This is a genomic window from Acinetobacter pengchengensis (assembly GCF_982235305.1).
On record NZ_CEVATJ010000001.1, the window covers coordinates 1,512,691 to 1,526,449 of the forward strand.

Annotated in this window: 14 protein-coding genes and 1 pseudogene; 11 read left to right on the plus strand and 4 right to left on the minus strand. The window is 39.7% G+C overall.

Annotation, left to right across the window (positions count from 1 at the left end; genetic code table 11):
• Positions 1–371 precede the first annotated feature (371 nt).
• The 5 genes from cydP to AC0T5Z_RS07460 are packed head-to-tail and all read left to right on the plus strand — an operon-like array spanning position 372 to position 3,724.
• Positions 372–563, plus strand: coding sequence for a cytochrome oxidase putative small subunit CydP (cydP, locus tag AC0T5Z_RS07440; RefSeq protein WP_435336827.1), 192 nt, complete (start codon positions 372–374; stop codon positions 561–563).
• Complete coding sequence (locus AC0T5Z_RS07445) at positions 563–2,143, plus strand: cytochrome ubiquinol oxidase subunit I (protein ID WP_435336826.1); 1,581 nt, start codon at positions 563–565, stop codon at positions 2,141–2,143. Before cydP ends, AC0T5Z_RS07445 begins: the two co-directional genes overlap by 1 nt.
• A 2-nt stretch (positions 2,144–2,145) precedes the next feature.
• A complete protein-coding gene (gene cydB, locus AC0T5Z_RS07450) occupies positions 2,146–3,291 on the plus strand; it encodes a cytochrome d ubiquinol oxidase subunit II (RefSeq protein WP_435336825.1) in 1,146 nt (381 codons plus the stop codon).
• A 24-nt stretch (positions 3,292–3,315) separates the two neighbouring features.
• Positions 3,316–3,417: a cytochrome bd-I oxidase subunit CydX gene (gene cydX, locus AC0T5Z_RS07455; protein ID WP_004860610.1), complete on the plus strand. Its 102-nt coding sequence runs from the start codon at positions 3,316–3,318 to the stop codon at positions 3,415–3,417.
• 4 nt (positions 3,418–3,421) lie between these two features.
• A complete protein-coding gene (locus tag AC0T5Z_RS07460) occupies positions 3,422–3,724 on the plus strand; it encodes a cyd operon YbgE family protein (RefSeq protein ID WP_435336824.1) in 303 nt (100 codons plus the stop codon).
• A gap of 252 nt (positions 3,725–3,976) precedes the next feature.
• Here the strand turns inward: AC0T5Z_RS07460 and aroC are convergent, their stop codons facing one another.
• The 3 genes from aroC to AC0T5Z_RS07475 all read right to left on the minus strand — a co-directional run bounded on the left by aroC (position 3,977) and on the right by AC0T5Z_RS07475 (position 6,583).
• Positions 3,977–5,071, minus strand: coding sequence for a chorismate synthase (gene aroC, locus AC0T5Z_RS07465; RefSeq protein WP_230245027.1), 1,095 nt, complete (start codon positions 5,069–5,071; stop codon positions 3,977–3,979).
• Positions 5,072–5,084: 13 nt separating this feature from the next.
• On the minus strand, positions 5,085–6,095 hold the full coding sequence (gene prmB, locus AC0T5Z_RS07470; RefSeq protein WP_435336823.1) for a 50S ribosomal protein L3 N(5)-glutamine methyltransferase: 1,011 nt from the start codon (positions 6,093–6,095) through the stop codon (positions 5,085–5,087).
• A gap of 107 nt (positions 6,096–6,202) precedes the next feature.
• Positions 6,203–6,583 carry a lysozyme inhibitor LprI family protein gene (locus AC0T5Z_RS07475; protein ID WP_435336822.1) on the minus strand — a complete coding sequence of 127 codons (381 nt, stop codon included), beginning with the start codon at positions 6,581–6,583 and terminating at the stop codon, positions 6,203–6,205.
• 230 nt (positions 6,584–6,813) lie between these two features.
• Here AC0T5Z_RS07475 and AC0T5Z_RS07480 point away from each other — a divergent pair, with 230 nt between their 5' ends.
• The 4 genes and pseudogenes from AC0T5Z_RS07480 to AC0T5Z_RS07495 all read left to right on the plus strand — a co-directional run.
• The gene (locus tag AC0T5Z_RS07480) at positions 6,814–7,119 is read left to right on the plus strand and encodes a hypothetical protein (RefSeq protein ID WP_435336821.1); all 306 of its coding nucleotides are present in this window, start codon (positions 6,814–6,816) and stop codon (positions 7,117–7,119) included.
• Positions 7,120–7,262: 143 nt separating this feature from the next.
• Positions 7,263–8,636 (plus strand): ABC1 kinase family protein, encoded by a 1,374-nt coding sequence (locus AC0T5Z_RS07485; RefSeq protein ID WP_435336820.1) that lies wholly within the window; start codon positions 7,263–7,265, stop codon positions 8,634–8,636.
• A 159-nt stretch (positions 8,637–8,795) separates the two neighbouring features.
• Positions 8,796–9,498, plus strand: a protein-coding gene (locus tag AC0T5Z_RS07490) for an IS1 family transposase (RefSeq protein ID WP_435336819.1) whose coding sequence is annotated in 2 segments (ribosomal slippage) — positions 8,796–9,137 and positions 9,139–9,498 — 702 coding nt in all. Because the reading frame shifts where the segments join, the coding sequence is not laid out codon by codon here.
• Positions 9,499–9,552: 54 nt separating this feature from the next.
• Positions 9,553–10,179, plus strand: a pseudogene (locus AC0T5Z_RS07495) (helix-turn-helix domain-containing protein); the annotation flags it as partial.
• Positions 10,180–10,192: 13 nt separating this feature from the next.
• Here the strand turns inward: AC0T5Z_RS07495 and lpxB are convergent.
• Entirely contained in the window at positions 10,193–11,368 is a 1,176-nt protein-coding gene (lpxB, locus tag AC0T5Z_RS07500) for a lipid-A-disaccharide synthase (RefSeq protein ID WP_435336818.1), read from the minus strand.
• A 226-nt stretch (positions 11,369–11,594) separates the two neighbouring features.
• Here lpxB and AC0T5Z_RS07505 point away from each other — a divergent pair, with 226 nt between their 5' ends.
• On the plus strand, positions 11,595–12,482 hold the full coding sequence (locus tag AC0T5Z_RS07505; protein ID WP_435336817.1) for a sulfite exporter TauE/SafE family protein: 888 nt from the start codon (positions 11,595–11,597) through the stop codon (positions 12,480–12,482).
• 170 nt (positions 12,483–12,652) lie between these two features.
• Complete coding sequence (locus tag AC0T5Z_RS07510; protein ID WP_435336845.1) at positions 12,653–13,744, plus strand: 3-deoxy-7-phosphoheptulonate synthase; 1,092 nt, start codon at positions 12,653–12,655, stop codon at positions 13,742–13,744.
• Positions 13,745–13,759 lie beyond the last annotated feature (15 nt).

A 13,759-nucleotide genomic window follows, 5' to 3' on the forward strand; every position in this document is an offset into this window, starting at 1 on the left:
AATATATTGTAGGAAAATAAAAAAATATGCGGAATCGTCATCAAGCTTTAACAAATGAATGAGAATAATTATTAGCTGATAATATCTCTAATTTATTGCTATTTTAGATTGATTTTTAATCATAGTATTTTAGTCAGATTTGCTTTTTAAAATATAAGTATTTTAGTCAGATTTTAAATTATTAATTACAAGTGTTTTCGTCAGGTTTATAAATTACTAATTTCTTCCGTTTATTCTTCGCGATAAAATAAGTAAATTATTGTTTTACAACAGATTAATAATATATTTTTATTTTAACTGTTCAAACTATTTTTTTTTGTATGTTTTTGTTTAATAATATAAGACACAGTTTAAAAAATAGGCTTATAAAAGTGAGCTTAGTTCCTAAAGATTTAAATAGAAAAGTAGTTCGTGAACTCACGATCATTTTAATAATTAAGGTCGTGTTGTTAATGGCCATCAAAAATATTTGGTTTGATGCCCCAACTATTCCTCAAAATTTTGATTCACAAGTTGCTGAGCGTATTGCTGGCAGTCCTTCCTCAATCAAGGAGACACGTTGATGATTTCTGAAAGCGTGGTCGATCTCTCGCGGTTCCAATTCGCAATGACCGCGATGTATCACTTTATTTTTGTTCCACTGACTTTGGGTCTGGCTTTTATTCTTGCCATTATGGAAACCACGTATGTGATTTCTGGTAAAGAAATTTATAAAGACATGACTAAATTCTGGGGAAAACTCTTCGGTATTAACTTTGCTTTAGGGGTAACTACTGGTTTAACCATGGAGTTCCAGTTTGGTACAAACTGGGCATATTACTCACACTACGTGGGTGATATTTTTGGTGCACCACTTGCAATTGAAGGTTTAATGGCCTTCTTCTTAGAATCGACCTTCATTGGCTTATTCTTCTTTGGATGGGATCGCCTCACCAAAGTGCAGCACTTATGTGTAACGTGGCTAGTTGCGCTTGGCTCTAATATGTCCGCACTCTGGATTTTAGTTGCCAACGGCTGGATGCAAAACCCAGTGGGTTCTACCTTTAACTACGAAACCATGCGTATGGAATTGGTTGACTTCGGGGCGTTAATTTTTAACCCTGTTGCGCAAGTTAAATTCGTACACACTGTTTCTGCTGGTTATGTCACGGGTGCTATTTTCGTTTTAGCAATTTCAAGTTATTACCTATTGAAAAAGCAAGATTTACCATTTGCACGCCGCTCGTTCGCTATTGCAGCAATTTTCGGTTTAGCTTCTACTTTATCTGTAATTCTACTTGGCGATGAATCAGGTTATGAATTAGGTGATGTTCAAAAAACTAAACTCGCAGCAATTGAAGCAGAATGGGATACTCACCCTGCTCCTGCAGCGTTTACTTTATTTGGTATTCCAAACGAAGAAACGCAAACAACAGATTACGCAGTCAAAATTCCTTATGTTATGGGTATTATCGCAACGCGTTCTGTGACTGAAGAAGTGACTGGTATTAAAGACCTGATCGCGAACCATGAATTGCGTATCCGTAATGGTATGGTTGCTTATCAACAACTTGAGCAATTACGTGCAGGCGATCAATCCCCTGAACTGAAGGCTGCATTTGACCAAACTCAAAAAGACTTGGGTTACGGTTTATTGTTGAAAAAATATACATCAAACGTTGTAGATGCAACTGACGAACAAATTAAAATGGCTGCTGCGGACACTATTCCACACGTACCAAGCCTGTTTTGGGCATTCCGTGCAATGGTTGCTTCTGGTTTCTTAATGCTATTGTTATTCGCTCTTGCAACTTTTGCTGTTGCAAAACGCAATGCTGAAAGCAAACCATGGTTATTAAAATTTGCTTTACTTGCTTTACCATTACCTTGGATTGCTGCGCAAACAGGTTGGTATGTAGCAGAAGTTGGTCGTCAACCATGGACAATTGGTGAAGTACTTCCTACACACCTTTCTGCATCTTCACTCAGCACAGGTGACGTATGGGGCTCAATCATTGCATTAGCTGCGTTCTACACCGTATTACTGATTATTGAAATGTACTTGATGATCAAATTCTCACGTCTAGGCCCAAGCTCGCTTCATACTGGTAAATACCACTTCGAGAAACTTGAAGCTGCGAAAAAAGCCAATGAGGAGGCTTAAGCATGATCGAATATGAATTACTCAAAATCATTTGGTGGGTGCTAGTTGGTGTACTACTAATTGGCTTTGCCCTTACCGATGGCTTCGATATGGGCTCAATGGCAATCATGCCATTTGTAGGTAAAAATGACGAAGAACGCCGTGCTGCAATCAACACGATTGCACCGCACTGGGATGGTAACCAAGTTTGGTTCATTACTGCTGGTGGTGCGTTATTTGCAGCATGGCCTATGGTATATGCAACAGCATTCTCAGGCATGTATTGGGCACTGCTCTTAGTCCTGTTTGCCCTGTTCTTGCGTCCAGTTGGTTTTGACTACCGTTCAAAACTTGAAAACACCAAGTGGCGTACATCTTGGGACTGGGGTTTAGCTGTAGGTGGTGCAGTTCCTGCATTAGTATTCGGTGTTGCGTTTGGTAACATGTTCCTCGGTGTGCCATTTACCCTAGATGAAACTGTACGTTCAACATATACAGGCAGCTTCTTTGCATTATTAAACCCATTTGCTTTAGTTTGTGGTTTAGTCAGCTTGTCTATGCTGTGTGCGCATGGTGGTGCATGGTTAATGCTGCGCACAGATGGTGACTTACGTGCACGCTCTGCTAAGGCAACACAAATCATGGGTATTGTGTTCCTTGTGTGTTTCTTAGGTGCAGGCGCATGGTTATACTTCGGTGGTATCGAAGGTTATACCCTCGTTACTCCATACGACACAAATGGCGTTGCCAATCCATTGGCTAAAGAAGTGCTTACCAATGGTAACCCTGGCTGGATGAACAACTACTCAACTTACCCAATCACCATGATTGCACCAATTATGGGTATCTTGGGCGGTATTTTAATTGTTCTTGCAGCAAGTAAAAATAAAGCGGGTTTAAGTTTCACAGGTTCATCTTTAGCGGTGATCGGTGCGATTTTAACTGCAGGTTTTGCCTTGTTCCCATTCCTAATGCCATCAAGCCTCAACCCAGTTGCTAGCTTGACTATGTGGGATGCGGTATCTAGTCAAAATACGCTAACTGTTATGACTGTAGCAGCATGTATCTTCGTACCAATTATTTTGTTATACACCACTTGGTGTTACTACAAAATGTGGGGCGTTATCACCAACAAGCACATTAAAGAGAATTCACACAGCCTTTACTAAGGCTGTGTCTAAGGAGAATAAATTATGTGGTACTTTGCATGGATTCTCGGTATTCTGATGGCATGCTTTGCAGGTGTCTTGAGTGCCCTGTATATTGAATCTCATCAAGACCTTGACGAGGAATAATTAGATGACAGACACTGCCGTGAACGCTGAAACAACAGTTCAAAAACCGAATAAGATTGCGATGGTTATTTCATGTTTATTGGCATTCCCGCTCGCAGCTGTACTGCTTCTACATCCAGCAGCAATGCTTGATGCCAACGGTGAATATAGCCACCGTGCCATGATGTTTATTATGATTGGTATTTCAGGTGGCTTTGTACATGGTGTTGGTTTTATTCCACGCTTTTGGTTTTGGAAATGGTTATTTAGCCCATTTGTGGCTTGGCCATTGATGATTTGGGGTTATTACACTTGGTTTTTCAATTAAAAAACAAAGTGAATATTCCTTAAAAAGAGCGCGATTTGCGCTCTTTTTTATCAGCTTAATATTTTAGCTACAGATCATTCCTCTATATCTTCATCATATAAAGCAGCGTATGAAATTTTGAAAATTACAATCTAAAAAGACGAACAAGGCTCAAAATTCAGGCAGAAAAAAACCAAACGCTGCGGTTTGGCTTTTTTCTCAACAATATGTTTATACTTGTCGATGACAATACGTCTTGCTTAAAGCATATTGTTATTTTGGCTCAATAGGTGCAAACGGTGCAACCACATCGGCATTCTGTGCACGATGACGCATAAAGTGATCCATCAACACAATCGCAAGCATTGCTTCTGCAATTGGCGTTGCACGCACACCTACGCAAGGATCATGGCGTCCTTTGGTTAATACGTCCGTATCTTCACGGTTTAAATTAATAGTTTTGCCAGGTGTGGTAATACTGGCTGTTGGTTTTAAAGCAATCGCAACACGAATATCTTGACCACTAGAAATACCGCCTAAAATACCGCCTGCATGGTTCGCTAAAAAGCCATCAGTGGTCAGTTCATCACGAGTTTCATGCCCAAACTGCGCCGCTACGGCAAAACCATCCCCAATTTCAACGCCTTTCACAGCATTGATAGACATCATGGCATGGGCAATATCGGCATCTAAACGATCAAAAACAGGTTCGCCCCAACCCACAGGAACTTTTTCAGCCACAATTTCCAGTTTTGCACCACAGCTTGTACCCTGTTCACGTAAAGACGTTACCAAAGCTTCAAAACGTGGCACAGCATCAACATCGCCACAGAAAAATGGATTGTTTGGTACTTCATTCCAATCTAGCTTTTCAGCTTTTTCTGTACCAATTTGCGTGACGTGACCACGAATCACAATTCCAAATTTTTCAAACAGATATTTTTTTGCAATTGCACCTGCAGCCACGCGCATTGCTGTTTCACGTGCGCTAGAACGTCCACCACCACGATAATCGCGGAAACCATACTTTTGCGTATAGGTATAATCTGCATGCCCAGGGCGAAAAGTCTGTGCAATATTGCCGTAGTCTTTCGATTTTTGGTCGGTGTTACGAATGAGTAAACCAATTGAAGTTCCAGTGGTTTTACCTTCAAAGACTCCTGAAATAATTTCAACTTCATCAGGTTCTTTACGCTGTGTTGCGAACTTAGACGTGCCTGGTTTACGGCGATCTAAATCTTTTTGTAAATCTTCTGCAGACAGTTCAATCCCTGGTGGCACGCCATCGACAATCGCCATCAGACCGACGCCATGAGATTCACCACAAGTCGTTACACGGAAAAGTTGCCCTATACTATTACCTGCCACGTCCAACGACTCCTTATGCTTGAACAGATTGAATAAATAAATCGCGATATTCACGGCATTGTGCTGCAGTCAATGCAAAAATACCTGAACCACCTTTTTGGAATTTTAACCAGTGCAAATCAACCGTGTTAAAGTTTTGCTTCATCGCCCATTCAGAATTACCTACTTCAATTACGATCAGACCATCTTCAGTTAGGTAATCTGCCGCCTGTGCCAGCATCTTACGGACTAAATCTAAACCATCTTGCCCTGCCGCCAATGCCAATTCTGGTTCATGGTGGAATTCTTCAGGTAAATCTGCCATATCTTCCGCATCAACATACGGTGGGTTTGATACGATTAAATCATATTGATTTTCGGCTGGGATTTTGTCGAATAAATCAGACTCAAGCAACGCCACTTGATACTGTTTGTTGTGATGTTCACAGTTAATTTGTGCGACTTCCAAAGCATCTTTTGAAATGTCTGTTGCATCGACTTCAGCATCAGGAAAAGCATAAGCCAAAGCAATCGCGATACACCCTGAACCCGTGCACATATCCAAAATACGTTGTGGCGTTTTAGGTGCTGCATTGGCTGGTAAATTGTTATCTGCTCCGCGCATTTGACCTTCTTCATCTAGGCAATATGGCGCAAAACGATTTTCAATTAATTCGGCAATAGGTGAACGTGGAATTAGAACACGCTCATCGACATAAAATGGTTTTCCGAAGAAATACGCCAAGTTTAATAAATAAGAAGTTGGTACTTTTTCATTGATACGACGTTCGAGCAAGCTTAAAAATTCAGCCGCTTCGCTTGGCAATAATTTGGCATCTAAGATTTCAGCGTCTGCATTCCAGTCTAAAGACAAAGTTTGCAACACTAAGGCAGAACTTTCTGCAAAATAATCTTCTGTACCTTGTCCTAAATGTGCATCGTATTGACGTAGTGCTGTAACCCCAAAGCGAATAAAATCACGAATGGTTGATAGGTTTTCAGCAGCTTCCTGCAAATGTTCAGGGCTAATTGTCGGTCGATCCACTTAAGGCGCTCCAAGGTCAAATTTTAAAACGCCTTATGATACCTTGTTTTGCTCGGTTTTATAATGTTTAAGCGCGTTTCAGACAATTATTTTAAGCAGGGATTTTTCTATTTAATGCCTATAAACTGACCTTGATAATAATCAGCGCGCTCTGCTGTCTGTAGCAAAACACATTGCGCACGTTGTAATGCAGCAAAATCGCTTTGAGTCGATAAATAACAGCGTTGTTTTACAAGGTTTTCCCAAAGTTGATGCTGTTGTTGAATATTACTGGCATTGCCCGCGCTGCGTTTTACATAGGCTTTATAGTGTTTTTTGAGTCTTTTGGTTTGTGCTTTTTGCTCAGTTTTAATACATTTTTGCGATTGGGAAATTTTGCCATAACTATTGTTCATACAATGTGTATAGCTCTGTGAAACACCGTTTGCCCAAACTTGAGCTGTGCCCAAAGTCAGCATCCCCAATAATGTAAACGTCCAAACTTTCATATTTTCCCCTGAGCGCAGTCTGTTTTTAAAGCGCAGTAAATTTTCAATATTTTATAATTTTACAAAACCCAAATTGCTGCATTGATGCTACAAGATTCAGGTTAAAAAGCATATAGTCAATCTCCTGCTTTTTATGATTCAGTCTATGATAAATGCACAATAATCATTGAAAAATGTGACAATATCCCAATAATTGAATTACTCATTTTATAGATGAAGCTTTCAGCCTTATGAGCTACAAACACAACAATTTGATGGCCATGCGCCAAAGCTACTGGAACGACAACCACTCCGATGCAGTCTTGATTGAAAAACAATTTTTTCAGAAAATTTTGATTGAAAACGGCATTTTTGAAAATGCGTCATTAGATGATGCCAAATATCTATTTTTTAGTTTGCCCAGCGTGATTATTGTTAAAGGGTATGCGCATGGTTTTTTACACGATTCTGTAAAATTGATGATTCTCAAGTTTATTCAAGACAACAAAGCACAATTGATGAAAAAAACCGAAACCAAAGTGCAATATCGAATGTAAAAATACTTTTAAGCCGTTTTTCATACTTTTTTCACGAAGAAACTCGTCGTTCAGCAAGTTGAACTTTTTTAATACGTTAAGACGCGCTAATATCCGTTACAATCTAATTTTCCTGCGTATTGCTGATTTAAGGATTGATTTTAATGTCAGATCAGAACGATAAGCTTAAACAACTCAAGACTTCCTCTATGGATCGACGCTTATCCATCGCAAAGGCATCTTTACTGGCAGGAACACGATGGGCAGCCTCGAATGCCACTTCTATGTTTTCAAGTGAAGAAGAAAAAGAACGTAAACGCAAAAAAGCCATGAAAGAACAAGCCGACTACCTGGTGGCTGAAATTGGCAAACTCAAAGGCTCTATCGTGAAAATTGGGCAAATGATGGCGCTGTACGGCGAACATTTTTTACCCGAAGAAATTACGCAAGCGCTTAACACGCTGAATAACCAGACTGTTGCGTTGGCATGGCCTGCAATTAAACAGCAATTACAGGTGCAGTTAGGTGCAAAACTTGATGATCTGACCATTGATCATGAGCCATTAGGTACAGCCTCTTTGGCGCAAGTTCACCGCGCGACCCGCAAGTCGGATGGTTTGGAGTTAGTGTTAAAAATCCAATATCCAGGCGTGGCAGATGCAATTGACTCAGACATGAGCCTATTTAGAAATATGCTCAAATTGACTCGCATGGTGCCGCAAACCCGTGAATTTGATCAGTGGTTTGATGAAGTGCGTGAAATGATGCATCGTGAAGTCAACTATCAAATTGAAGCGGAAACAACACGTCGTTTTGCTGCACGCTTAAAAGATGATCCGCGCTACATTGTGCCGCAAATTGTGGATGAATACTGTAGCGACCAAGTACTGTGTATGACCTTTGAACGTGGCGTACCGATCAACAGCCCTGTCATGCTCTCATTACCTCAAGAACGCCGTAACCAATTGGGCGAAGCCTCTTTGGAAATTGCCGTGCGTGAAGTATTTGAATGGGGCGAAATGCAGACTGACCCAAACTTTGGCAACTACTTAGTTCGCTTAGGCAATGGTGAAGATATTCACGATAAAATTGTACTGCTCGACTTTGGCGCTATTCGTCAATTTGACCATCACTTACTGACTGTGGCGCGTAATCTAATTAAGGCTGGCTATTACCACGACCCACAAATGATGGTGAATGCCATGACGGGTTATGAGTTTTTTGACAGCATTCCAGAAAGCATTAAACCTGACATGGCAAAAGTGTTTCTATTGGCCACCGAAGCCTTTAGTCACTTAGACAATAACCCCGATTTACCTGCAGGCGTGATGGATGAACAATCGCGCTATGACTGGAAAAAAAGTCAGCTACATAGCCGTGTCATGCAACAAGCATCTAAGTCGATGGCTTCACGTTACTTTAGTGTGCCGCCTAAAGAATTTATGTTTATTAGCCGTAAATTTATTGGTGCCTACACCTTTATGACCGTGATTGATGCGAAAACCAATGTCCGCAAAATGATTCAAAAGTTTATTTAAGTCCCAACTTTTATTTCTTTGATCAAAGCTGTTAGATAGACCTAAATGATTGTTGCCCACTCGATGCAATTGTCATTTAGGTCAATTTATTTTAAATTCAGGTGGTGTATCAAAAAGTATTCTAAAAAAAAGCAGGTTGAATTTTGATAAAATAGAGAAATGCAAATAACTCTAGAAATCAAATGTCCAACCTGCCTCAGTGACAGTATAAAGAAAAATGGCATCAAAGTAGATGGGAAACAAAACTACCAATGCAAAGACTGCAAACGTCAGTTTATTGGTGACCATGCTCTGAGCTATCTAGGATGTAATTCTGGCATTACTCGTAAAATATTACAGTTAATGGTCAGAGGCAGCGGTATACGAGATATCGCTGAAGTTGAGCGCATTAGTATCGGTAAAGTCTTACGGACTTTAACTGAATCGGCCTATCAAATTCAGCCTAAACAAAGTCATTATGAATCTCTCGAAGTAGATGAATTCTGGACTTTTGTTGCAAATAAAAAATAATAAACAATGGCTTATTTACGCCTACCATCGAGAAACAGGTGAGATTGTTGCTTATGTTTGGGGTAAGAGAGATTTAGCTGCAGTCCAAAGGTTTAAGACAAAGCTTAAACAATTAGGTATTCACTACACCCGAATTGCAAGTGATGATTGGGACAGTTTCATCACTGCTTTTAAAAATTGCAAGCAAAGTATTGGGAAGTTTTTTACTGTAGGAATTGAAGGTAATAATTGCAAAATAAGGCATCGAATAAGGCGTGGTTTTAGAAGAAGTTGTAATTTCTCCCAAAAGCTTGAAAACCATTTTAAAGCCTTCGACTTAACCTTCTTTTACATCAATAAGGGCTTCATTTAATGTCAGCATACTTTTTAAAACACCACCAAATTTGGCACTACAAATCACACACAAGCTGACGACGCATTTATTTTGGTGATTCAATGCCACATGGACACCACCATGGCAAAGCCGCTGTTAAGTGCCCTTGCCGAATATCTGCATATTCCACATATCATGTGCAGTACTGCACCCGAATGGTTACAAATTGGCTTGCAATTTTTAGCAGTGGAAAGTCATCAAATCAGACCGGGACGGGATAAAATTTTAGATCATTTGGTCAGTATTTTACTTATTGAATGTGTGCGTGATTATATTTCTCAGCTTGATGACTCAAATAACTGGCTCGGCGCTTTGGCACATCCTGAACTTTCCAATGCACCCGCAGCCATTCATGGTCGACCTAAACAAGCATGGACGGTAGAAAGTTTGGCAGAACAATGTTGCATGTCACGTTCTAAATTCGCCAATTTATTTAATCAGGTGATTGGTGAACCGCCTTTGGCATACTTACAGCAACATCGGCTACGCTTGGTATCGCATTATTTACAACAAGGGCAATTGTCGATTCAAAAAATTGCCCACCGTGTCGGTTATTCTTCTGAAACTGCCTTTAGTCAAACTTTTAAAAAGCAATTTGATCTAACACCGAGTCAATATCGGCAGCAGTTTCAAAACAGCAAATCAATAAAAACTCAATAACTTCATAAACAGTTTAACGATCTAAAATCGCCAAAATTGCTTGTGCAGGGTCTTCACTGTTATCGGACAATAATTGCTTATGCATTGTGATATGCTGCATCACCTGAATTTGTGCGGTTTCGATATCAATTAACTTTTCAATTTCTGCCGCCAAACGCTCAGGCGTTGCATCATCCTGAATTAATTCCTGAATAACCTTTTTACCTGCAATAATATTTGGCAATGAATAATAAGGAATTTTCACCAACAGTTTCGCAATCCAATACGTGATGCGATTCAGCTTATAAAACGTAACCATTGGACGATGTAATAACATCGCTTCTAGCGTCGCAGTACCCGAAGCCACTGCAATAATATCGGACGCGTTCATCACCTGACGACCAATTTTAGATTCTGTGCTACGATTTTCCATCAATTGCACTTTGTCTTGTAATGCACTCGGATAAGACTGTAATAACGCTTCAATTTGTTGTTTACGTGCATCATTAATTGCAGGAATTAAAAACTTAAACTGCGGATATTTTTGCGTCAAAATATAAGCCGCATCTAAAACTAATGGCCCTAAACGATCAATTTCACCACGTCGGCTACCGGGCAATAACGCAATATGTTGTTGCTGTTGGTCTAGACCCAATTCTTGTTTTGCTGCAGCAATTGGATTTTCCAATGGCAATTGACTCGCCAAAGGATGTCCGACAAAGGCTGCAGGCACATCCCACTTTTTAAAAAAGGCTTTTTCAAACGGAAATAAACATAGCACCAAATCTATACTGGCTTTAATGCCATGTACGCGACCTTGTCGCCATGCCCATACCGAAGGACTAACATATTGCACGGTTTTAATTGGCAAGTTTTTCTGTTTTAAACTTTTAGCAAGACGTAAATTAAAATCAGGTGCATCAACTCCAACAAAGACATCGACAGGATGTTGAGTCCATTTTTCGACCAAGCCATCTCGTACTACAAAGAGTTTTTTCAAATCTTTCAGCACTTCAACAATGCCCATTACCGATAAAATATCCATCGAATAATAACTTTTAAACCCTTCTGCAATCATTTGCGGACCACCAATGCCTTCAAACTCAGCATCAATGCCTTGCTCACGAAAACGTCGCATGAGTTGTGCCCCCAAAGTATCTCCCGATACTTCTCCCACAACGATACCAATTCTAAGTTTCCGATTTTGCAAGCGTTTTATCCTCTAAATTTTAATGGATATTAATTTTCGCATTTTAGCATAGCCACTGTATTTTGTAAGAATACAGAAAGTAAGCCATGGCTTGAATCTGCAATCTTTTACGCTGATTTTCCACATTTCTATATCTGTTTTAAGAATAAGTAAATCATTAATCAAGACAACAGCTTATTCTCAAAAGTCATAATATATTCACGTTTTTTGACTTCGGCATATCTTCATGGTTGGTCCTTTAGAGTTTATTTTGGCAGGTGTATTGGTCGGCTTTTGCGTGGGTGTGACTGGCGTAGGTGGCGGATCACTCATGACTCCCATTCTGATCAGCTTGTTTAAAATTGAACCGCATATCGCCATTGGGACAGACCTGCTCTATGCCGCCATTTCAAAATTCTGTGGTTCATTGGTTCATGCCAAAAAAATGAATATTGTATGGCCCATTGTAATTTGGCTCGCGGTGGGCAGTATTCCTGCTTCATTTGCGACTCATTGGGTTTTAGAGAATTATTTAAGCCAATCAAGCAATTACAAAATGGTACTGACCATGGTGTTGGGCTTTATGTTGACCTTAACTGGCATCTCAATTGTGTTTCGCAGTCAAATTGAAACGTTTTTTAATAAACACCGTAAACAAGAATTGCCCGATATGACCCAAGACCTTGAAAAGGTCAAACTACAGGCTGCAGATAAGCGCGCCCTCATTGTGATTATGGGGATTGTATTGGGTGTGTTTGTCACACTTTCTTCAGTGGGTGCAGGTGCTTTTGGCATCATGGCATTGGTGCTAATGTTCCCCAATTTACCAATGATTCGTATTATCGGCTCAGATGTTGTGCATGCTGTCTTACTCACCCTAGTTGCAGGTTTAGGTCACATGAGTTCAGGCAATGTCGATTTTCACCTGTTGATTTGGTTGTTAGTTGGTTCGATTCCTGCAATTGTGGTGGGGACTTTAGTTAGTTCACGTTTACCTGAAAAAGTGATTCGTAAGGTTTTAGGTATTACCTTATTTATTATTGGGATTAACTTTATGGTCAATCCTGTGAAATCAAAACCTGTCAGTATGCCAGAAACTGCAACTGCAGTTTCCGAGGCACAAGCCAGCCAATAATGAATGTTTTATCTGACATGATTTTGCAAAAACAGACTGTTTAATTTATCTACCCGATTCATCACTTATTTTTTAAAGAGGTATTCATCTTTTTATAACAAAATATAGTGAAATTCATGTTATATTCAGACTATTAAACAATCTTTTGTATGATCAAACCAGTGACGGCAATGAATACTTTACAGTCTAATCCTCTTACACAATCAGACATCGATGACGTGAATATTGAAAGTATTCAGCCTCTCGTGACTCCTGCAGAATTAAAAACTGAGTTACCTTTAACTGAAAATGCTTATCAAACCGTTCTTCGTGGTCGTGAAACAATCCGCAATATTTTAGATGGTAAAGACAAGCGTCTATTTGTTGTGATTGGTCCATGTTCTATTCACGACCCTGCTGCTGCGCACGAATATGCAGATCGTTTAAAAGTATTAAGTGAAAAAGTAAAAGATTCTCTTTACATTGTGATGCGTGTTTATTTTGAAAAACCACGTACTACAGTGGGCTGGAAAGGCTTAATTAACGATCCAGACATGAATGACTCTTTTAACATTGAAAAAGGTTTGCGTATCGGTCGTAAACTTTTACTTGAGTTAAATGAAAAAGGTTTGCCATGTGCGACTGAAGCACTTGATCCAAACTCTCCACAGTATTATCAAGATTTAATTTCTTGGTCTGCAATTGGCGCACGTACTACTGAAAGCCAAACACACCGTGAAATGTCATCTGGTCTTTCTTCTCCAGTCGGCTTTAAAAATGGTACAGATGGCGGCTTAACGGTTGCAACCAATGCTATGCAATCGGTAAAACACGGTCACAGCTTCTTAGGTCTGAATGATCAAGGTCAGGTTTCTGTGATTCGTACTAGTGGTAACCCATATGCACACGTGGTTTTACGTGGTGGTAATGGTAAGCCTAACTACGATGCAGGTTCTGTTGCAGATGCTGAAAATGCATTGAGCAAAGCCAAAGTCAGCACTAAAATCATGATTGACACCAGTCATGCTAATTCAAACAAAGACCCTTACTTACAGCCATTGGTATTAAAAAATATCACTGAGCAAATTTTAGATGGCAATAAGTCTATTGTTGGAATTATGGTCGAAAGTCACCTGAAAGGTGGTCGTCAAGATATTCCTGAAAACTTATCCGATTTAGAATATGGTAAGTCTGTGACTGACGGTTGTATCGATTGGGATACTACTGAAAAATCATTGCTTGAAATGCATGAAGCATTAAAAGACGTTTTAGTGAATCGTTAAGATTTAAAAACGCCA

Coding starts and splice junctions, on each gene's coding strand:
- AC0T5Z_RS07460 (WP_435336824.1), top strand. CDS start 3,422: ATGACAGACACTGCCGTGAACGCTGAAACAACAGTTCAAAAACCGAAT.
- AC0T5Z_RS07475 (WP_435336822.1), bottom strand. CDS start 6,583: ATGAAAGTTTGGACGTTTACATTATTGGGGATGCTGACTTTGGGCACA.
- AC0T5Z_RS07480 (WP_435336821.1), top strand. CDS start 6,814: ATGAGCTACAAACACAACAATTTGATGGCCATGCGCCAAAGCTACTGG.
- cydB (WP_435336825.1), top strand. CDS start 2,146: ATGATCGAATATGAATTACTCAAAATCATTTGGTGGGTGCTAGTTGGT.
- AC0T5Z_RS07505 (WP_435336817.1), top strand. CDS start 11,595: ATGGTTGGTCCTTTAGAGTTTATTTTGGCAGGTGTATTGGTCGGCTTT.
- cydX (WP_004860610.1), top strand. CDS start 3,316: ATGTGGTACTTTGCATGGATTCTCGGTATTCTGATGGCATGCTTTGCA.
- AC0T5Z_RS07510 (WP_435336845.1), top strand. CDS start 12,653: ATGAATACTTTACAGTCTAATCCTCTTACACAATCAGACATCGATGAC.
- AC0T5Z_RS07445 (WP_435336826.1), top strand. CDS start 563: ATGATTTCTGAAAGCGTGGTCGATCTCTCGCGGTTCCAATTCGCAATG.
- AC0T5Z_RS07485 (WP_435336820.1), top strand. CDS start 7,263: ATGTCAGATCAGAACGATAAGCTTAAACAACTCAAGACTTCCTCTATG.